The 21,881-nt window shown below is 36.5% G+C and carries 17 protein-coding genes and 1 pseudogene; 8 read left to right on the plus strand and 10 right to left on the minus strand.

The window, feature by feature from the left end:
- The first annotated feature begins 825 nt into the window (after window positions 1-825).
- The gene (locus JOC76_RS09600) at window positions 826-1,386 is read left to right on the plus strand and encodes a YdcF family protein (protein WP_205177384.1); all 561 of its coding nucleotides are present in this window, start codon (window positions 826-828) and stop codon (window positions 1,384-1,386) included.
- A gap of 245 nt (window positions 1,387-1,631) precedes the next feature.
- On the plus strand, window positions 1,632-2,300 hold the full coding sequence (locus JOC76_RS09605; RefSeq protein WP_205177385.1) for a YdcF family protein: 669 nt from the start codon (window positions 1,632-1,634) through the stop codon (window positions 2,298-2,300).
- 46 nt (window positions 2,301-2,346) lie between these two features.
- Here the strand turns inward: JOC76_RS09605 and JOC76_RS09610 are convergent, their stop codons facing one another.
- From JOC76_RS09610 to JOC76_RS09625, 4 genes are all read right to left on the minus strand, one after another.
- The gene (locus JOC76_RS09610; protein ID WP_205177386.1) at window positions 2,347-3,186 is read right to left on the minus strand and encodes an N-acetylmuramoyl-L-alanine amidase family protein; all 840 of its coding nucleotides are present in this window, start codon (window positions 3,184-3,186) and stop codon (window positions 2,347-2,349) included.
- Window positions 3,183-4,268, minus strand: a complete 1,086-nt coding sequence (locus tag JOC76_RS09615; protein WP_205177387.1) for a YARHG domain-containing protein — start codon at window positions 4,266-4,268, stop codon at window positions 3,183-3,185. The genes JOC76_RS09610 and JOC76_RS09615 overlap by 4 nt, the downstream gene beginning before the upstream one ends.
- Window positions 4,269-4,415: 147 nt before the next feature.
- Window positions 4,416-4,601, minus strand: coding sequence for a Fur-regulated basic protein FbpA (locus tag JOC76_RS09620; protein WP_205177388.1), 186 nt, complete (start codon window positions 4,599-4,601; stop codon window positions 4,416-4,418).
- Window positions 4,602-4,679: 78 nt separating this feature from the next.
- Complete coding sequence (locus tag JOC76_RS09625; RefSeq protein ID WP_205177389.1) at window positions 4,680-4,817, minus strand: hypothetical protein; 138 nt, start codon at window positions 4,815-4,817, stop codon at window positions 4,680-4,682.
- A gap of 184 nt (window positions 4,818-5,001) precedes the next feature.
- Between JOC76_RS09625 and JOC76_RS09630 the strand changes: the two genes are divergently transcribed.
- A complete protein-coding gene (locus JOC76_RS09630; RefSeq protein ID WP_205177390.1) occupies window positions 5,002-5,163 on the plus strand; it encodes a hypothetical protein in 162 nt (53 codons plus the stop codon).
- 287 nt (window positions 5,164-5,450) lie between these two features.
- Here JOC76_RS09630 and JOC76_RS09635 read toward each other — a convergent pair whose 3' ends face one another.
- Complete coding sequence (locus JOC76_RS09635) at window positions 5,451-5,921, minus strand: DinB family protein (RefSeq protein WP_205177391.1); 471 nt, start codon at window positions 5,919-5,921, stop codon at window positions 5,451-5,453.
- Between the two features lie 832 nt (window positions 5,922-6,753).
- On the opposite strand from JOC76_RS09635, the gene JOC76_RS09640 reads away from it, so the two are divergent.
- Both JOC76_RS09640 and JOC76_RS09645 read left to right on the plus strand, forming a co-directional pair.
- Window positions 6,754-7,173, plus strand: coding sequence for a hypothetical protein (locus tag JOC76_RS09640; RefSeq protein WP_205177392.1), 420 nt, complete (start codon window positions 6,754-6,756; stop codon window positions 7,171-7,173).
- Window positions 7,174-7,388: 215 nt separating this feature from the next.
- The gene (locus JOC76_RS09645; RefSeq protein ID WP_205177393.1) at window positions 7,389-8,387 is read left to right on the plus strand and encodes a DUF3231 family protein; all 999 of its coding nucleotides are present in this window, start codon (window positions 7,389-7,391) and stop codon (window positions 8,385-8,387) included.
- Between the two features lie 221 nt (window positions 8,388-8,608).
- Here the strand turns inward: JOC76_RS09645 and JOC76_RS31070 are convergent, their stop codons facing one another.
- From JOC76_RS31070 to JOC76_RS31035, 4 genes and pseudogenes are all read right to left on the minus strand, one after another.
- Complete coding sequence (locus JOC76_RS31070) at window positions 8,609-8,686, minus strand: hypothetical protein (RefSeq protein WP_504739415.1); 78 nt, start codon at window positions 8,684-8,686, stop codon at window positions 8,609-8,611.
- A gap of 949 nt (window positions 8,687-9,635) precedes the next feature.
- Complete coding sequence (locus JOC76_RS09650) at window positions 9,636-10,133, minus strand: BsuPI-related putative proteinase inhibitor (protein ID WP_205177394.1); 498 nt, start codon at window positions 10,131-10,133, stop codon at window positions 9,636-9,638.
- Between the two features lie 103 nt (window positions 10,134-10,236).
- The gene (locus JOC76_RS31030) at window positions 10,237-12,030 is read right to left on the minus strand and encodes a peptidase S8 (RefSeq protein ID WP_443677857.1); all 1,794 of its coding nucleotides are present in this window, start codon (window positions 12,028-12,030) and stop codon (window positions 10,237-10,239) included.
- Window positions 12,031-12,435: 405 nt separating this feature from the next.
- Window positions 12,436-14,076, minus strand: a pseudogene (locus JOC76_RS31035) (M4 family metallopeptidase); the annotation flags it as partial.
- Window positions 14,077-14,807: 731 nt separating this feature from the next.
- Between JOC76_RS31035 and tagU the strand changes: the two are divergent.
- The 3 genes from tagU to JOC76_RS09670 all read left to right on the plus strand — a co-directional run bounded on the left by tagU (window position 14,808) and on the right by JOC76_RS09670 (window position 17,946).
- Entirely contained in the window at window positions 14,808-15,734 is a 927-nt protein-coding gene (gene tagU / locus JOC76_RS09660; protein ID WP_205177396.1) for a polyisoprenyl-teichoic acid--peptidoglycan teichoic acid transferase TagU, read from the plus strand.
- Between the two features lie 118 nt (window positions 15,735-15,852).
- Complete coding sequence (locus JOC76_RS09665; protein WP_205177397.1) at window positions 15,853-16,302, plus strand: NanQ anomerase/TabA/YiaL family protein; 450 nt, start codon at window positions 15,853-15,855, stop codon at window positions 16,300-16,302.
- 276 nt (window positions 16,303-16,578) lie between these two features.
- Window positions 16,579-17,946, plus strand: coding sequence for a glycosyl hydrolase family 28-related protein (locus JOC76_RS09670; protein WP_205177398.1), 1,368 nt, complete (start codon window positions 16,579-16,581; stop codon window positions 17,944-17,946).
- 60 nt (window positions 17,947-18,006) lie between these two features.
- Here the strand turns inward: JOC76_RS09670 and JOC76_RS09675 are convergent, their stop codons facing one another.
- On the minus strand, window positions 18,007-21,849 hold the full coding sequence (locus JOC76_RS09675; protein WP_205177399.1) for an HAD-IA family hydrolase: 3,843 nt from the start codon (window positions 21,847-21,849) through the stop codon (window positions 18,007-18,009).
- Window positions 21,850-21,881 lie beyond the last annotated feature (32 nt).

Here is a 21,881-nt window from a genome sequence, read left to right on the forward strand (position 1 = left end):
CGATAGATTTTTTGTTCTAATAAATTCCCAATCACCCCAAGTATAAGCCCAAACAATATCCCATTAAACACCGGATAATCCAATAAAGAAATGATTTTGATTAGGTTGCTATCATGTCAGAATAAGCCGAAGTCCATGCCAACGACAAGCCCGATAAAGAACCCGGAAAGATAGGTTCGTTTTTCAACATTCTTTCCTTCAAGTTTGTTGTTATTGACTTTAGCCGAATTGAAAGCCTGCCAGATAGCAAAGCCGTAAATCGACGGGTAGAAAAGCCCCCAGCTTTAGTTCACCGACTGATGGGCAAGCTGGAAATCCCCATTAAAGGTATTAACTAGAACGAGATTAAGGTGAGACTTCAAGTTTATGATAAATTCTAACATCAATAACACAATACCGATAAAATAATACCTATTATAGAATTGTCCAAAACCTGGAAGGACAACCGACCAAAACAACGTTATTTCATATGTATTTGTTAGTAAGGCAGTTGGATTAGGAAATCGAGAGCGAATGTGTAAGTTTATTGACAGACCCTTTCAGTTTAGCACCTGTTTTTTGTCTTTTAATTGGATTTTAACTTGATAAGCCGAGTGGGTTGGGTGTAAATTTGTAAAATATCAGCGGTTTTTTGAGATTTATCGGCACTTTGCGGGAGTTTATCCGCACTTTTAACTGATTTATCAGCGGAGACTAATCATTTATCAGCGCTTTTACTGTTTCTCTATTAAAAACCAATTAGCTGTTTAAATAAAAGCTTCATAGGTTTGCACGTTTTACTATTCTCCCTAAAGTTCCGGGGACGCTGTGAAGGAGACCATCATCTTGAACAAAATCTTTAAATATATTATCTTGTGTATATTTTGCCTTTATCTATTGTTTTTTATTAAAAATATCTTCTTTTCAGTAGACCAGAAGCCTATTAAATCTGATGTCATCATTGTTCTCAGTGGAGATTTAGGGCGGTTAGAAAAGGCCTATGATTTGTATAAGTCTGGGTATGCAAATTATATCATTCTCTCCAATTCCAATTCTAAGGTATTTCAAGATGAACAGGCAGCATTGGGGATACCTGATAATGGTCAGTTTATAGATGAGCCATATGCTACCAGTACCTACACCAATGCCAAGTACACTCTTGCATTGATGGAAAAGTACCATTTTAAATCAGCAATCGTGGTATCATCCAATTATCATATGGATCGAGTCAAATTAGCCTATGATCGAGCGCTAGGCAATAAAGATGTAAAATTGACCTATGTTGCCTCTAAAGGATCTTCGATTGACAGTGCCCACTTTATAAACAGACGAATGACATTGAGATTGGAAGAACCGATTAAATATATTGGTTATCTATTGGGTTTGTATAGGTGGCTTGATTTATAGGTGGATTCATATCTACGAGATCGATATGCAAAAATAGCTTTAAATATGTAAATTTTTTGACAGGTCCTTGCAGTTTGGGACCTGTTTTTGTCTTTTAAGAAGATTTTAATTTGATAAGCAGGGTGAGTTGGGTGTAAATTGATTAATTATCAGCGGTTTTTTGGAAGATATCGGCGATTTTTTTATTTTATCGGCGAAAATAAGTCATTTATCAGCGTTTTTTAAGATTTATCAGCGGTTTTATAATGCCTAATAAAATTAGTTTGATAGATAAACTTCTCATTGGCACCCGTTCTACTAAACATCCGGAAACGGCGCGAAAGGAATCAATGCCCTTGAAACTAATGCTTCCTATTTTGATGAGATTTAGATTTATTTCCTTAGGTATCTTTTGCCTTTATGTCTTTTATTTTATTAAAAGCAACTTCTTTTCAGTAAACCAGAAGCCTGTTAAATCGGATGTCATCATCGTCCTTAGCGGCGAAACGGGACGTTTGGAAACCGCCTATGATTTATACAAGTCTGGGTATGCAGACACGATTATGCTATCAAACTCCAATTCCAGACTATTTAAATATGAAATAAAAAAATTGAAGATTCCTGACAGCGTTCATTTTATCGATGAGCCGAATGCCACCAGCACCTATACAAATGCAAAATATACACTTGCATTGATGGAAAAATACCATTTTAAATCAGCCATCGTGGTATCATCCAATTACCATATGGACCGTGTTCGTTTAACCTATAAACGAGCACTCAACAAACAAAAACTGAAACTGGTCTATGTTGCTTCGTATGGATCATCGATGAGCAGTCCTAGTATTCTAAAAACAAGAATGAAACTGGAATTTGAAGAACCGATTAAATATTTAGGATATTTATTACTTTTATATCATTGGATTGATTTATAATATACAAAAAGACTTCTACGGAAAATCGTTAGAAGTCTTTTTTAACTTATTGTTTAGTATATTCGTCAATCCCATCCGAAACTTCCATCATTAATTTCTGTAAGTAGTCTCCGTTCGATAGGTTTTGATCCTCTTTCGGATTGGTCATAAAGCCCATTTCAATTAGAATCGCCGGCACCTTGGCCCAATTGAGTCCTGACATATCATCCCGATACGAGATGCCATTCACCTTTGTCTCCCCTGACCCCTTCACCGCTGCTAAAATCGATTCCCCCGCCTGCAAACTATCCTGGTAAATCGCCTGAGTGTAAGGATTTTTACTAGATGTTGTTAAAATTGAAAATCCGGAGGTATTCCGATTCGTTGAACCATCGGCGTGAATCCGAATAAACAAGTCCGCGTGGTGCTGATTGGCGATTTCCGCTCTCTGGATATTACTTAAATTGACATCGTGTGTGGTTCTTGTGTAGACCACTTCATAGCCTCTTTGTTTCAGGATCTTACCGAGTATCAAGGAGGCTTCCAGATTCAGAATGTACTCCGGTTTCCCAGTAGAGAGCCCTGTCGTTCCACCGGTTACCTTTATTTTTTCAGTCCTCGCACCAGGTCCAACCGGTTCTGTTGCTAAATCCGCTTTCCGCTGATGCCCTGGGTCAATACATACCACAAATGATTTTTTCGCAGGCTGTGACTTGGGCTGAGGCTGCTCCGTCACAGGAGTGGGCTTCTTTTCTGCCGTATTCTTGGTTTGTCCACCCTGCTCTGTTTTTTTAACAATAGGTTGTTCCTTTGGCGCTTCTTGTTTGTTATTTATATAAAAAACTAGCAAGCTGACAAACAACACACCCAAGCCTACTAAGATGAAGAATAGTTTCTTAGATGTCAATTCAGGCTATCCTCTCTATCTTTTAATAAATTGATATTCTGTTGTTCAATTGTCGTCAAACTTCCGTTATAGCTGGAGTTTTGCGTATACCAGGATTTTTTGGAAAAATAGTTTTGTAAATCGGCCGATTTGAATACATAGCCATGACGGGCGTAGATCTCATTTCTCGCTAACCGAAGCTCATCCTTGGTCAGGGAATCAATTTCCGACTCCGACAGCACTTTTGTCTTACAGTCCGGGATAATATAATCGGCTGTAGATCTGATGTCTGTGTTCGTGTTCGATGAAAAGACATTTTCCGTTAACACCAGGATTAAATCCGTTTTATTGGAACCTGTCAAAACAGGAATCGAATAGCCGCAGGAACCGGCATAATCATTCCGTAACGGCTCAGGAAGCGTGCTGGGGCTTTGTGCGACACAGTTGTTGCCCACCTTAATCGTATAGGAGCTGTCATTGGCATCCGCCATTTCTACTGCTGCCGTATACACTTTCTTAGCCCATTGCTTCAAAGGCTCGTACCTTTTGCCGTCATAAAGGGAGAAGATTTCTTCAAGTGTGGCACTCGGAATTTCTGTTGCCGATAGATGGATCACACCATTGTCATTCTCCACTTTCCATTGACCAAGCTGATACGTCTTGCTCCCATCTACAATGGGAATCTCTTCAAATGTCTTAGGATCATTGTGTGTTAATTGATTCGTATCATTATCCGAAGACTTGTTGCTATCTGAACTCGCTTGGGTGGTCTGCTGATTGGTAGTAGACGCTACCCTTGCTGTAGTCGCCTTCTTCGAGGGCAGGCCCATCGTAAAGTAGTAAGCAGCCCCAGCAATAATCCCGACACCCACTAATGAGACCATCCCTGTTAGGATTCGCTTCTTCTTCGATTTTCCCTTTTTATATTCGCTTCTTGTCGTCTCACTACTTTTTGTTGTTGCTTCTCTTGCTTCTATGGGCTCAATTGGCGGAAAAGGCTGCTGCTCAACCGGAACTTCGTCCTCTTTAATCTTGATGCCACAATGGGTACAGAAAAAATCCGTTTCGTTCAGCTTTTCCCCGCAGTTGGTACAAAACTTCATCTCTTACTCCCCTTTTTCTACTTTTAAAATAATAGTATCACAGTTAAAGAATACGCATAAATCCTCCGTAATACCTCTCTTTTAGGACATCGTGTGTGATGGGTACAGGCGAGGAAAACTGTGCAAGGGGACCTTTATATAAAACTATCATCTTCCTTCTGAATAGGGCACAAGGCCATTCGTATCCATATAGTGCTTGTATTCCTTTTCAAGTTCACTCAATGTCAACTCGTAAAGATGTTTGTTATTCTTTTTATAAATTCCACATTTAATAAGCATATTAATTAATTTTTTCTTTTTTAATTGAACCGCATATCGTAATAAATTTTCCATATTTTACACCTCTATTTATTTAAAAAGCTTGCCAATATCATGAGGTTTAATACCCGGTATTGTATGTACCCTATAAACCTATCTGCCAAACCACTCTTTATCCATTTCCTTCTTTGTCTTCTGTGCCAATTTTTCATAGAATTTCACCTTACTTCCTACAACTGTGGTTGTATTTTTTAGAATGAAACATTTCCCTCTTGCCTTTGACTTTGTCATTATAGAAAAGCAATCTTTTAAAATCTGTCGTTTTATCTGGATTTAACATCTCTTAAATGAATTGTTAACTTTCCGTAAAAATAGAAAAACATGTAATAATATTGTAATTATTTGATTTCATAAGGAAAGTGTTTAATCGCCTGTACCTTTTTTACATATACTATAAAAAAAGTTTGGAGGTGACATGGAGATAGTTGGTCTGTTGACGATAGAGGAGGCAGTAACTCGAATCCAAAGCAGGATCAATGAGATCATTAAAAACAACGATCAAGCAAATTACGAAAAACTTCCTGGTCTCATTGAGGCCTTAAAACTCATATTAGATTGCAAAAAAACGGAGAAATAACTGATTCTCCGTTTTTTACATTCTAAATAATTCAGCCTGCATAATATTGGAAATAACCTTTAAGTGTGTTTCTGGCAAATAGCTGATGTATGATTTGGCATCATGTTTATAAAGACTTATGAATCATTACTTAAGGGAAAAGTGTATGAGCACTTATATTTATTTATATTTGTAAAGCAAAGCTTACTGTACTAAATGGCAGTTAAGTTGAAGAAGGGAACACCTTAAAAAATCCAATAAGCAATAAAAAAGGTGCCTCACAACAGTGAAAGCACCAATATTACGCACTAATCCCAAATACGGATTCTTGGAACACCTGCGGTTCTTAAATAATCTAATAACTGACCAGTATGAACAGATTCGTGATACGCAATGCGTAGGAGCATATCCCCCAGGTCTCTTATGTATCCTGCATCAGAACGGTCAATCTTAATATTTGTTAAGTCTTCTTCAGAAAATGATCTGATTGTATTTATGAATTGATTACGATAGGGTTCGGCAAATTCCAATTCAGAATTTACAGAAGTAAAAGGTCTGTTTTCAAAAGGGGAATTAAAAACGGATAAACTTCCTTGATTTTTAAGTGCCAGGTGATAATAATGTTCGCTTTCCAGTACGTGCCTGACCATTTCTAGACAATTCATTGCTTCATTATCTGGCTTCCAACTTAGTTTTTCTTCAGGAATAGATCTCCAGACTTTTATGCTTCTTCTTCTAACTTCATTTAAGTTTAAAATAATTAATTCAATTGAATTCATAAAAGTTCCTCCTTTGATAAGCATATTTTAATTATACACGAATGAACGTTCGTGCCAATCTGAAGGAGGAATACTTTACAATATTTAGTTATACTTTACACGAACGGTGCAAGAGAAAGAGGTGCTGCGATTTAAAGGACTCTTTCATTGTTGTTGAACTAACTGGCAGGTTAATTGAAGAATGTTTTTTATATAGTACAGTTTAATTTAGGTTCAATTTTGATTTTGTTTGAGAAACCTTAAGCGAATATATACCCCTAAACAAATTAAGCCTATAACAGCGTTGAGTATAACTTCCCACAATGGTGAGTAAAAGGATTTAGATATTGCCCCTATTTCAAAAGCTGAGAACAAAATAAGCCAAACCCACGACTTATAGCGTTGATAATAAAATGATAACAATCTAAACAACTCCTTTGTTTTCTATCAGTCTATATTTTACACTATTTGGAAACATCTGTAATGAATCTTTTTAGTCAAATTGAAAGTAAAAGGGATAATGAAAATATGCTGTTCTTTTTGTGATTTAGTCTCACATTTTTAATTAATTCGAAGCAAGATTGTGAAGTTTGTACTTAAACTAATGGGTGCTTTAGCATTATAAGGGAATAAAAATATAGAGCCTAAAATATGCAAGTCTTTATGCACCTACTTGCGTATTTTGGCTCTTTTTACCTTCATAATACATACTGCCGTTTATGACATTTTTTAATTACCAAATATATTTAAGTTGGACCGTTTAAATAAAACTTATTTGAATTAGGTATAGCAGAAACTCTATTGGTAAAGCCTTCTAGTAATGATTGATGTTAATGGAGGAAAGTGTTTTTATATGTTTTCATTACGAGGGGATGCGCATAAAATTTATCTGAAACTAAAAAGGGCATCGAACAAGGAACAATCCTTTCAATCCGTAAAGGAAATAAACCAGATTGAACAAATTCAAAACTTTTATATTACGATTGATAGCCCTACTCTAAAAAAGATCTATTTTTGCATGATCAAAGAGAAAAATGGCTCCGGAATGATTCCTCTTCTTGTCTCTTCTGGCCCATGGCTCTTACTCCTATTTTCAGAGCAATTACAAGAATTTCTGTTTAAAGAGGGAAGTTTACTTTGGATATTCTTTGTTTTCGCCTATATATTCATCCTTACCCTCAGTGTAATTCTCCACTTTCATGAAAAATCTTGGGCTGCCGTTCATATCGAAATCATCGATGAGATATTACAGGCTCGAAAAACAATCAACTAAGGAATAACCCAACGCCTATTTTCCAGCCAATAAAATGATTCGTTTTGTATCATAAATGGAATTAATCAGCAATCTTCCGGAAGTGAGAGCACTTTAGGAGAAGTCCTGAAGAGTTGGAAATAAGAGTAAATATTTAAATAAAATGGAGAATATCTAGCAGTTAAATAGCGAAAGATATACATTAAAGTAAATCTTAGGGAAAGGGAGACGTCGCGATGGGGAGTAATATTAAATTAACATCAGCTGAATTGTCTCAACTATGGGCTGCATATATCACGAACTCCATGGCAAATCGTATGTTAAAGCATTTCGAAAAAACAACCGATGATTCTGATATCCATGCCGTCGTAAAAACGGCGTTGGCGTTCTCAGAAGCGATGGATTTAAAATTGAAGCAACATTTTCTAGCCGAAAAATTGCCCATTCCTTATGGCTTTACGGATGATGACGTCCATTTGGAAGCACCAAAATTATTTACCGACAAATTTGTTTTAGAGTACCTCAAGCAATTGATGGGATTTGGGATTGCTTCATATGGAATTTCTCTTACTATTTGCCCACGGGAGGATATTCGTGAGACCTTTAAATATGCGATTGCACAAACCACGGAACAGCTCGATACGATCATTCATACGCTTTTAACAAAGGGAATGTATATCCGCCCGCCTTTTATCCCTTACCCTCAAAAAGCAGAATACGTTCATAAGGAAGCGTTTCTTAATGCATTTTTCGGGGATCGACGGGCATTAACTTCAATTGAAATTACCCATTTGTTTTTCAACACACTCACCAATTCTTTGGGAAAAGCATTGATTACTGGTTTTTTACAGGTTAGCCATACTCCAGCCATTAAGGCATTTATGAAGCGGGGCAAAGGAATCTCTTCTAAACATATTGAGGTGTTTGGATCGATTTTGCGTGACGATGATATATCGAGTATTTCAACATGGGAATCGGAGATTACAGACTCTACGACTTCACCCTTTTCCGAAAAACTTATGATGTACCATCTTCTCTACATAAATGGAGCTGGAATGGGTTCGTATGGCAATGCAATGGCCACAAGCCAAAGACGTGATTTAGGTATAACCTACGCTCGCTTAATCGCGGAAATTGCTACCTACCTAGATGATGGAGCGGAAATAATGGTTAAACTTGGCTGGTTTGAAATGCCTCCAAGTGCGGTTGAGAGAAATAAATTAGCGGGGATCTAGTTTAAAAGTTCTTCGGAGTAGATTTATAGGTCTATGTGAATCAGTACACTGCCTAAGCATGAATGAAGGACAACTTAATAGCTCACTAACTGGATTTTGTCCTTCATAACCCATTGGTATAATCATCAATCCATCTGAAATTTCCGTCATCAATTGAGTTATATAATCTCCATTCGATAGAGGGGTGCCCCAACAACTGGGACACCCCTCTTTAAATATATTTATGAAATAACCAAGTTTCTTAAATCTGCTTTTAGGTCCTCGATTAGTTTTTCTAGTGTGATTTCTGTTTCGTTCACGCCTTTTTCACAATCTGCGAAAAATTAGCAATATTTCCACAATTCACCTTAAATTCCCGCTTCAACTTTCGATTTCCCCCTTCAGTTCCTTTAATAGTTACACATTTTAATAGAAGCATGTCGGAATGTAAATGCATCCCAACTGTAGTATGTAAAAATGGCTCGAAAGGCGGAGACAATGTTCTTCAATGTTCTATTTACTACTCTATCATGACCATATAATAGCTCCTAGAAAACTTCCATATTTTTAATGTCTTATTTCCTATCAAAAAGGAAACAAATCAAAAGTAGATTATTCAATATGGTGTGAGTTATTATTTGTCGATTCTGCCAGCCAACAAGACAATTATGAATCGATGGTTGAACAAATTGTGAATACATTTAATCCAGGACAAGGGAATTTGGGGAAGACGTATAAGTGGGGCCGCACTTATCGGTTAGGGAATCAGGTTAAGCACCCAATCAGATAAATAGACGGAAAAATTCCGCCTAATTGGTAATTACTATTAAAAAAGGCTTAAATAGACGGAGAGATTCCGCCTATTGACTCGAAAAATGCGAAAATAGGGAATTTTGCTATGCATAACCGGAAATCCTCCGCTTATTTACCCCGAAACGAGCTCCATGCTACATCTAACCGGAAAATCTCCGCTTATTTCACTTTCGCTGGTACTCGATTAAGGAACATCTTATTTAAAAGGGAGTGAGTTTTATCTAAAAATTTCAAGAGAACTTCATATGGGTGCATAACGGTGAACTGTATCACAAGTAGGTGAGGTTTTATATAAATAAGGTTTTTGTATTCCTAATAAAGAAACTTTCCAATTACTATGACTAGTTCTACTTTTTTATATACCAATAACGATGCCAATACGACTATCATTTCGGCACGTATTTTAAGAAAGACACCTCAAAACAGAACCCTTTAGTAAATCCACTTGGGGCTTTTTTATTCCACTTTAAATGAAAGACTTGCTCTAATGTCCTGCTTCTTTGCAGTTGAGATAAACTCAATCGTATAATTTCCTTTTTTCAGGTCTTTTGTTACTTTGTTAAAATCCTCTTTATATACTAGTTCTTCCCCTTGTTTTAACTTGACTACGCTCACTTGGTCAGCGCCTACCATTTCCTTTGAACGTTGTTTAACAATTGAATTATTTTCATCTCGTACAAGATAATCATATTTCAGTGAAGAAGGGAAGATTAGGTCTTGTACCTGCTCACTTTGGTTTTTGAGCTTAAAAATAAACACCAATCCTGATAGATCCTCTTTTAATTCAAGTGAAGCTTCAATCCCAAAATTAGCAATCCCATTTGATGTTGGTTTACTAGTAGGAGTTGAATTCGTATGATCATTAGATGGATTTGAATCTGATTTTTGTAATCCACAAGCAGTTAACAGAGACATAAGGAAAAGTATGCTCCAAAAAAGCTTCCTGTGTTTCATTTGACACTCCTCCACTATTCACGAAAATAAGGAAAGGAGTGAACAAGTCACTCCTTCTACTTATTTACTTTATGTTGATTTTACCATAACCTTTGGTCATCTTTTATTTATGATATACCACAACAGAGGTGGCTGCACCAACATTATCAACCGTATCTTTCGCATTTACTGATAATGTTGTATTGACCTTTTGTGGGGTAATCGATACGGAGAAAGCTCCCGCAGAATTAGCCCTAGCGTACCCTAATGTTTGTGTTCCCACTTTTACATAAACAGTCGCATATGCTTCTGTTTTCCCAGTAACAACCTTATCCGTATCACCAACAGGGTTAACAGTAGGTTTGCCTGGTGCCACTTTGTCAGATGAAATGATATATTTGATGGCTGCATTCGCATCCAAACGTCCCCAGCCATAATAATCATCATATCCAATATCACCAAGATCTTCACTTGTTTCTTGTAATACTTGTGATACTTGCGCAGGTGTAATATTTGGTTTAAGTGAATAAAGTAATCCTGCAACAGCTGCAACATGCGGAGCCGCCATGGATGTACCTGATAAATATTTTACTTCCCCATTACCTACAAAGCTTGCAATTCTTTGTCCAGGTGCCACTACATCCAGGCCTTCACCATAGTTAGAAAAGTCTGCAAGTTGATCGATATTATCTGTTGCACCGACTGAAATAACATATTCTGATCTTCCTGGGTAACTCAATTTATTAGTACCATCATTTCCAGCGGCCGCAACGACAGTTACACCTTTTTTAGCCGCATATCTTAGAGCATCCTCAATCACATTACTATCATCATCGCCGCCTAAGCTTAGATTAATGACTTTAGCTCCCTTATCGACTGCGTACCTGATTCCTAAAGCTACATTTTCATATGATCCAGACCCTTCACTGTCAAGAACCTTAACAGGTAAGATGCTCGTATACTGGTTAATTCCAGCAATCGAATTCTTATTATTTGATTTTGCCGCAATAATTCCTGCTACATGTGATCCATGGGAATTATCATCAAGTGCATCATTATCATTGTTCACAAAATCATAGTCCAAATTGGTAAGAACTTTTCCACTAAAATCGGCATAGCTATAATTCACCCCAGTGTCAACCACCGCAACGATCATGGATGGCAATGACTTACCAGAAAGCTGTTTGACCATATCTACATAGTTAATATCAGCACCAGCAACCCCATCATTTTGTCCCGTATTCTCAAGCGACCATTGATATTGATAGTGAACATCTGCGGTAGAGGCTCTCATGATTCCATTTGGTTCGGCATACTCAATTTGTTCTGACTTTTTAAGTTCTTTTAATACCTCATTCATTTTTTGATTTACTTTGATTTTAAACGTATGGTCTAAAGATACTTGTGCATTTGATAATGCATTTACTTTTACGTCAACGTTTAATCCTTTTGATGACAATGTACGGCTCACTAGTTTTGCAACGTCAGCGGTATTATAGTTATTCTTTACTTTAATCAGAATCTCATTTGAAGCACTGTTTGCCTTTAATAGATTTGCTTGGGTTAAAGCAGTGGCTACATTTTTACCTGCCATTTGCTTTACATTAAATTCGTTCCAAGCTTTATCTAATTTCCCTCTCAATTCTCCTGAAACATCATTTCGAACCGTCTCATATAAATGCGTTAAGGCATTTACATCTTTATTAGTTATATTGTATGAAGACTCCCCACTTACGGAAAGCTTTTCTGTTGCTTTAATCGCAGATGATAGCTGTGATAAGTCGCCACTCAGACTGGAACGAAGCTTTTTATCTTTTATTACATCCATAACGATCGACTTTGACACTTCGTAGTATAAAGACGTAATTTGTTCCCCTTTATCCGTTTTGTCTAAAAGTTGATCACGAATCGTTCTCATGCCATTCAGATTTTCAAAAACAGAAGTCGAATCTGCGGCAACCCCTTCTATCGCACAGTTTTCTGAATCCTCTTCCGGTTCTTTGTATATAGGTGTATTGGTAAGGGAGAAGTCTCCTGCTTGCAGTGCCTCTACTTTTACATAATAAGGACCTGTCCATGAAAGTGGAAAATCGACTGTACTATCGGCATTTTCAAAATAGGCTTCTCCTTCATTCGCCCTAGTATAATCCTGATAAACCGAAATCAAAGTCGGAAAATCACCAGTTGAGAATGTAATATGGGAGGATGCCGTCAAAGCTTTGGAAGGATCAATTTTAAACCACTTCTCTTCCCCTGCTTTAGTAAACGTACCACTATAGGCTGTTCCCAGATTTAACGTGATGACAGTGGAAGATACCCCATTAATCCCAACCGCGGAAAAAGCTGCCTGTACGGTCTTCACTTCCTGACTTGTACTTCCAAAAAGATCTGTTGCTGCTTGGATGCTTGCTGCTCTCATTTGATGGAAATTCGAAACCGGTGTTAAGTATTGAGTTAGGGTACGGTAGAAAATCTGCCCTAATTTCGCACGGCCAATGCCAGTAACCGTTACACCATTTTGCTTACCGCCTTGACTAATTAAGTAAGCCGCTTTGTTGATGATCCCACTGTTTGTGTGGACTCCACCATTGTCGTCATCACCAATATAACGTTTTGAATAGTCATCCGGATCGCCATAAAGGGTCGGATTGGACATGGAACGAAGCGCATCCCCTGCTATATTAGGTGTATATACATCTTCACCGATATTCCAATCTGGTGATTTATTATTATAATATTCTACTAATGTACCAAAAACATCTGACATCGCTTCATTTAATGCACCAGATTCATTTTCATACACTAATCCTGCAGAATATTGAGTCACGGCATGGGTTAGCTCATGGGCTACCACATCAATGCCGCCGGAAAGTGAACGGAAGGTTGCTCCATCCCCGTCACCATAAACCATTTGTTTACCATCCCAGAAGGCGTTATTGTAATTCGTACTATAATGAACGGATGATTTGATTGGTCCATTCGCATCATCATAGCTGTCTCGATTAAACGTCTTTTTATAAAAATCGAATGTCGTGCCTGCATAGTAATGAGCATCTACTGCCGGAGCATCATACGTATCATTTAGAACACCATCTGTGTCCCTCCACAGGGTTCCTGGCAAACTTTCGGTGGCTTTTGCATTATAAGTATTGATTCCTAATCCACGGGTGAAATCCTGCAAATAATACATATTATTGGTCTTAGAGGCTTGCAGTGTCTTTGTATCACCTAAAACCCCTTTCCCCTTAACCGTTGCACCTAACGCATCAATTGAGTTGAATTTATGAATGATTTTCCCTGATTCAACATCAATAAAGTAGAACCAATTCCCTGGTTTCGGATCAAGGAATGACAAATTCACCACATATACTAAACTTAATTTGTTGTCATGGTAATAGTATTGGATTTCCGCTTTTGGTGTATTAGTATATTTGGGTGAGAACTTTAAGTCTTTTTGTGCAAGACTGATCGCCTCTTCGCTGCTAATTTTCTTTCCTGCAGCTGTCGCTTGTTTAAAGTTATTCTCTGGAAGCACATCGCCTGAAACGGTTAGAAGTTCTCCTTTTTTACTAATATGGGCAATTTGTTGGTAACCAAAAACAGGGATTCCTTTATAGACCTGCTGTAAACGAATGACTTGGTGACCACCTATTGGATCTTTAATACTCCCCTTATTAACAAATAAGGTTTTCGCATCACTGGTTAACCCATATGTATTTTTTGCTTTGTTAAAAAATGATAAGACCAGCTTGTCCGGTGAAGCGGAAGGGTCCTTTGCTAGTATTCCTGAAATGAAATTAGAGTTCCCGAGGTTCTCATTATAATTAACAGTTTCAATTTTACTGCCCACAATGTTTGGAACATTTTCCAAAGGCAATGTTTGTGCGTATGTCATTTTCATTGGCATACTAAAGGTAAATAATAGACTTGATGTTAAAGCTAGACTAGCAATTCTCGTTTTCAAAAAATGATCCCCCTTTTGTACTATACTGAAATAATCGTAGACTTTTACGATTAATCATCAAAAACCCCCCTGTTGTTTGATGATCGTCATTATGAAGTAGTCCTATATACCCGAAAACTCACCTCCTATTATCATACTATTAAACTATAATAAGTTATTAATTGGTAATTTTGCAAGAATTTTTTAAAAAAATAAAGCGACATAACCGGACAATCTCCTCATCTCGCCCAGTTTTATGGAATTGATTGTATGCATTAATGTGGATGTAAGTATTTGTTAACAAAATTTTAAAATTTTATTCTACAATCGCAGTTGTATTAGGAAAGAACCTTCCGAACCTGCAAAAACGAATACAACAGCCCCTTCCACTCAACCATCACAAGGATTTCCTATAACAGCTATACCATGCACGTTATGGGTTCACATCGATTATTCAATATGGCGTGAGTTATGACTTGTCGATCACTTATTCTGCCAGCCAGTAAAGCAAATATGGATCGATGGTTTCCCATATTGTGAATACCTTTAAACCAGGAATGGGGAGATTGGGGAGGATGTGTCGAATTAAGCTGTTCGATATGTCTATTAACCTTAAATTTTGTCCGGCTTTCAAAAACACTATAATATTTTCCAAATAACTCCCATATTTTTTTTATATCTATTTTCCTATCTTTTTGGTATTCTTATAGCTGAGTGCAAAATATTTGTCATTTTTTTGGAGGTATTATCGAATGAGATCTCAAACAAAGAAAAAGAGAACTTGGTTGAAGGTTACTGGAATTATTCTTCTTCTCCTTGTTTTGGGTGTAGGAGTTTACGCATATAATGTATATAGTTCGTTAAAAAGTACTGTCGAAACAATGAATGAGCCGCTTAAGCAGACGCAATCCGCTAAGCGTACAACACCTGTGGCAGTTTCCAATAAAGATCCTTTCTCTGTCTTAATGCTCGGTGTCGATGAGCGCCCTGGTGACAGAGGCCGTTCCGATACGATGATTGTCTTAACGATTAACCCAAACAATAATTCCGTCAAGATGCTTAGTATCCCTCGTGACACTCGTACCGAAATTGTCGGACATGGAACCGTTGATAAGATTAACCACGCTTATGCTTTTGGCGGCGTACAAATGTCTGTTGATACAGTTGAAAACTTTCTTAATATCCCAATTGACTATTATATGAAAGTTAACATGCAAGGATTTAAAGACATTGTTAATGCGGTTGGCGGCGTAACGGTTAATAACACACTTGATTTTTCATATGGCGGCGATCATTTTGCCAAAGGGAATATTAATTTAGGTGGTGCACAAGCCCTTAATTTTGTCAGAATGAGACACCAAGACCCTCGTGGTGACTTCGGTCGTCAAGAAAGACAGCGACAAGTCATTCAGGCTGTCCTTAAAGAGGGTGCAAGTGTTTCTAGTTTAACCAACTACTCAAACATCTTTGCAGCCATTGGTAAGAATGTAAAAACCAATATTACTTTTGACCAAATGGTTGACATTCAAAAAAATTATAAATCCGCTGCATCTAATTTAACGCAAATGGAAATTAAAGAAACAGGAACTATGATCGGTGGTATCTACTATGGTTTAGTTTCTGATGCGGAGAAGCAAAGACTTCAAAACGAACTTCGTACCCAACTTGAATTAAAATAAGTTATCAGGCTGATAAGGAAATTCCTTATCAGCCTTTTTATGTAGAAATATCCATTTTAACATATGATATAATTTGATTACATTAACAAAATTACTCAAAGAAAAAAGAGGGATTATTATGATTTTAGATAAACTAACTAATGCCGAACTTTATGTGAGGTTACATCCTCGATTAAAAAAAGGCCTTCAATTTCTCCTGGAAAATGATTTAAATGCACTAACTCCGGGTAAATATGAAATTGAAGGAAACGATATTTTCGTGACTATACAGGAATACGAAACCATTCCACCTGAAAAGGGACGTTGGGAATCCCACTACAAATACACGGATATTCAATATATGATTCGTGGAGAGGAACAAATGGGCTTTGCGAATGTTGAGAGTTTAGAAATAGTTGAGCAATACAAAGATAGAGACCTTTTGTTCTTAGAAGGTAATGGTGATCTATTTAAAGTTGGACAAGGCTATTTTACCATCTTTACACCCGAGGATGGACATATGCCAACATTATATGTTAACGAGCCTCAGTATATTAAGAAGGCAGTTGTAAAAGTAAGATGTGATTAAACCTATTCCCCTTCTTTATCCTAAATTCTTATTTAGCCCTATAATCTTTTACTCAGGGGAAAACAGTAGGTTTTCCCTTTATATATATATAGTTCTTGTTTATTACAATAACTTTTCTCTTTTCAAATTCCCTCCATATGGTCAATTTACTTCAAGTAGCATTAATAATGCTATTTTAAATCACTTCATCAGCATGAATATGTTAATATAGAATTTATTGGCATAAATCAAAGAAATTATTATGATTTAAATAATTTTAACAAAGGAAGTCTTACGATGGTTTTTAAGGTGAAGAAGAGTTCTTTAATCTTTGGAGCAATACTTATTTGCACTTTTTTAATCTATGGAATATTTCACTTTTTTTTACAAACACAGAATGTTCAAGAAGATTCACAAAACAACAATACTTACATAAAAAATGTAAAAACAGATTTTGGTGCAAGTGGTGATGGACGAACGGATGATACTAAGGCGTTTCAAAAGGCACTAGCCTATGCGGAAACTCAGAAAGTATCACTGTTTATACCATCGGGTAAATATGTCATTAAGGATACTTTAACCTCAGAGCCTTTGAAAATATCTGGTGATGGTGAAGGAAGAACAGTTCTTGTCTTTACTGATATGAAAGGCAAGGATGGAATATCTTTTAAAGGTGCGAAAGAAATAGGTGCTAAAGGAGAAATCTCTGACTTAACCATTGTTGCGAAAGGCTCACATGGAGGTTCGGCCATTAAAACCCCTTTGGGTGGTGCTCTATACTCACATTACCATGTTCGTTACTCTTTTCACGATTTAGAGTTTCGCGGTGATGAAAAGGAAGCTTTAAATATTGGTTTTGTCTATAAATATGGATGGAAATATTACATAGACGTAGCAGACAGCTGGGGTACCTATATTGATAAAATAGATGCCATTGGGACTTATAAAATTTCAGAGAATCCTACTAAGCAGGTGAATCAAACATTTTTACGTTTAAATGCTAGTAGTGATATTTTAACGGCTCGGATCAATAGAGTCACCACCCATGGAATTAAACGTGCTGTGGAAATTGGCAATCATAATTTTTTTATGATCGACCAATGTGATTTTGCTCATGCATTTGAGGGGATTGTTGACACTGGTAATGATCCTTATGGTGAAGGTCGAATTACTGATACATTGATAAATGCCCAGTATCGTGGTATTGATCTTGCGAACAGGAGTTGGGTATCCATTACCAATGTATCTGTAAGCCGGCATAAGAGTGGCTATGACCATAAAGAAAATTGGTATGGCGTGCGCTTACGAAATGTCGACAAATCCTGGCTTACAAATATAAGATCACAAATCGACAAGACGACCACAAATTTTTCTGGAACAAAGTTTGGATTTTATTTTAAGGATTGTGATGGTATTTCTGCCTCTGGCCTTAAACCTGGGCTAGGAATTGATGTGGCTATTGTAAATGATAATACCTCTACTGCAACTTTTGACGGTACAAATTTTTTAGGTGATAGTGGTACAGCATGGAGTTTTATTAATAATAGCCGAAATATAAATATTGGTTCTTATATTACAGGTAAAGGTTATTCCAAATTATTTAAAAGTGATTCTACGATTAATAAATCAAGTATAACGATTGTCTCTACAACTAAACTCCCTTAGAACATTAAACCAAGACATGCAAAATGAAAGGTTGTCCAAAACTTGGACAACCTTTTTTCTTTATTTTTTTCTCATCCATTTTAAATAAATCTTAAACTTTTCTCCAGTTGGCATATCCGCTTGCATAATTCCACCATTTTCTTGTAATAGTTTAGCTGCAACATATGCTTTGGAATGGTCTTTTATTAAATTTGCATAATACTCTTTAGCTTCTGGTTTAGGCATTTTTTTCGCCAGTGTAGCAACAGACTCAATAAAAGTGTCTCTATATAAGGAACGCAATGAGTTAATGTTTTTAGAATATCTTGTACCATCAACATATATATATGGACCACTAAGAGTAATCGTTGATTTCCCTGCTTTACCATTTTTATTGTTTACTTCTTTCTTTTGTTCCGCAGGTTTTACAACATTCGCTTTTGGTGCAGCTGCTTTATTGTTTCCTACAGGCTTTTCATTCTTTACTGTTGATGTATTATTTTTTTTTTCAACAGTTGCCGGAGTTTTCACCTGTTGAGCTGGCTTAGCTGCAGGAGTATTATTTTTAACCACCGCATTATTATTTGCAACATAAAACGCCTTGTGACCTTCTTTCCAAATGCTCTCCGTATCTTTTGCGTTTGAATTAGGTGTGACAATGTAACGATTGTTATGACCAGCAAAGTTATTGTCAAAAACCATACCTTTAAGAATCTCTGCTTCTTGTTGTGTAGGTTTGCGTAAGATATTAGTTAAAATATAATCTGTAGCATTTTGCTCTAATGTAATAATGCCTGGTGTTGCTCTAAAGCATTGTAGCCATGTATCAACAAAGTTAAGGACACCTCTATGAATGGAATTTACCTTTGCAAAATGTTCAGCAGAACCTAATTCTTCCTTTACCACTCTTATCTCGTTGTCTCTTGACCTCACCACTTCAAGTAAGCTTCCCGTTGGTTCATTCATTAACGTTTCTATAATTAAATTATGACTCAACATGATACTTGATTTATGATTTGGAATAATATTTTTTTGATAATAGGCTTCTGCATGTGTAATTGGATCATGTCCAAAGTCATCCGCATAGGACATAAAGAATGCCGGATAAAATTTCCCTTCAAACAGTTTACTAATCATTCGGTGGGTTGAACCTTTATAGCCAAAGTCAATGGCTAATGTGTTCTTTTTCAAATCTACACCACTTTGAATTAGATATTCCCTGTATATATTTCTCTTTTCGTCTAGTTGATCACTTACTCTTTCCCAATTCTCTCTTACATAATCATACACGATACCATAGATAGCTGCTGGAGTTACTTTCCCCACTGTAATTTCAGGATTCGTAATTCCCCAGCGTGATAGAATCGTTTCTGAGATTGAATCTAAATCAATTCCAAATCTATCAGCTAATAATAGTGAAAGGGGATTTTTTCTTGCATAATCGTCAATCCGTACCGTAAAGAAGTCTTCAGGAGACTCAATATTTAACCTCATGACCCCTCTTCTAGAAGTGGCAATGTAGTTCAATTCAAACAGATTGGACTCCCCACGTGCCTCTAGAATTTTTTCAGCAATTTTAAATGGTAAATAACTATCACGCGCAAAGAAAATAATGGAATTACACTTTCTATTCTTCGCTTGCTGAATAATCCATTCAGTGTAAGATAATAAAAGCGGACCAAGACCGATAAAGCCTAGTTCTTCACCTGATTTAATAAATGTCCTTGGTGTATTAGGAACCGCATCTTTTTCAACAAAGGTATTTAATTCATAATATCTCTCTGCAAATAGAGACAATGATGTACGTAAAAAGAAGCTCTTATCTATAATAGCAGGAGAAAGTTTACGTTCTTTTAGAAACTCCAACGCTTGTTCGCGGGCAGAAGAAATACGAACTGCACCCCAGCCAGATTCTTGGGCCATCTCTAAATCACCAATTTTATTATCGCCAATGTGTAAAATCGTGCTGACATCAATATTTCTTTCTTCCGCTACATGTTTAAATAAGTCTCCAGAATGTTTCTTGCTTCCTATTGTTGAAGAGACATACAACTTATCGTAGCCCGCATAACCTGCATTTTCAAGTGCTTTTGCTACAAAAGCCTCGTCATGAATAAAATCGGAAACAATAATAACTGGTTTCTCTGTTCTTATCGCTTCATTAAATAAGAACTTACCGATTGGACGGGCATATAAAACATCATGCTCAATCTTCTGTTCAAATTCAATTAGTTTATCCACTTCACTTATATTTCCGCCAAACCGTTCCATCATGAGCGTATAAACTTCTCTAATCGTAAGCTCTTCTGTCAATTCATGCTCACTTAAATGGGAGTGAATGACCTCATCTCTTTCACGGCGTAATTGTCTTTCTACTCCTGGTCTTAATTGGGCAAATGCATTTATAATATGTTCAGGTAATTGGATATTATGATTAGAAGTAGACAATTCCTTTTGCATAATTAAGAAAACATCTTCAGGTTTAAATACAGCCCTAGACAATAAAGTATCAAAGATATCAAAAGAAAGTACATTGGCATTTTTCATCTGATCAACTAGTGTCTTTAATTCACTATTATTAAGCTGTACACCCGTATTTCCTAACCTACTAAGTTGTCGCACTGCAGCCTGAGGTGATGAAGATGAATTATAATAAAACGGATTTTCTTTAACTGTTTTTACGATAAGACCACTTGGTAATAATTCAATTCCTGTCGCACCATTTGCTCTGTTCTTTGCCATTTCAGTAAATATGGCAGACAAATATTCAGGGTCATTCAATATCCGGTTTTCTAAGAATGTTTGCCTGTTCAGCATAATTGCCATTACATTTTCATTATTACTTTTGCCTGTATAAATTTGTTGTTTTAAATCTGTTTGGTCAGCTAAGTAAGATAAATGAGAACGTGAAGGCGAGATTAATTTACGATCAAAAAACTTTGCCTGAAGACCTATCGTACTTGAAATTGAACATGTTGCATCGGCCCAAGGAGCGATAAATTGGGAGATGTTATCAACAGCTTCAAAATCCTTGGAATAGAGGAAATTGGAGAAATTAGCTGTTAAAAAGTCAATATTCTTATCATTTATGGCTTTCTCTGCGACAAAGCCGCTAACATATTGTGTTGCAATTACCCCTGTTTCTTCCGGCGTATTTTTTAATACATCTAATAAGAAATCAAACTGGGAATTATACTCACAATTCTCATAAAAACCAAAATACTGTGATATCTGAAGTGGAACAAGTGTAAACTTTTCAAATCTTTCAGGTTCTTTCAACTTGGATAGAACAACATTTTTCGCTGAGGTTTCATCAAAAAAGTTCTCGTTCTGCTTACGGATCATATGGTATGCATCAAGCTCAGCATCAGTTGCCTTAATTTCATTTAAATATGGATCTTTAAATACACTATCTTTATACAGACCCACAGGATCAAATGAAATCGTTCTAGGATATGGAGGTCTCATAAATAATCCAGGCATTAAATCTACTACCAGTGCATTAGGGAACAAAGCACGGAAAATAGTTGTAGGGAACTCCCAGCATACAATTAAATCTGGCTCCCAACCCTTAAAGAGGGATTTAAAGTAACCATTAATGTAGGCACTCTCTTCAGAAGCAAAGCTGCTATTATACGACTTGCGAATAAAGTTATCACCAAAACCAAAAACATCGATATCTCTTTGGTAATCTATAATAAAACTATTATCCTGTCCGATTTTTGTTGATTTGGAATTTCTTTTAATCGACTCTAAGGTATGGGTTGCCACTAAAAATTTTACATCCAAATTATTTTGTTTTGACAATGTATTGGCAATTGGTTCTAAGTATTTTAAGTATGCCCCTGTCCGATAATTGGGATCTCCCAAGTCAATTGTAAAATTAGACATAAAGAGAGCTTTTTTAAACGGAAACTTTTTCATGTTGTCATCCCCTTTGACATAGTCTTCTTGAA

Source organism: Neobacillus cucumis, assembly GCF_016908975.1.
Lineage (GTDB): Bacteria > Bacillota > Bacilli > Bacillales > Cytobacillaceae > Neobacillus > Neobacillus cucumis.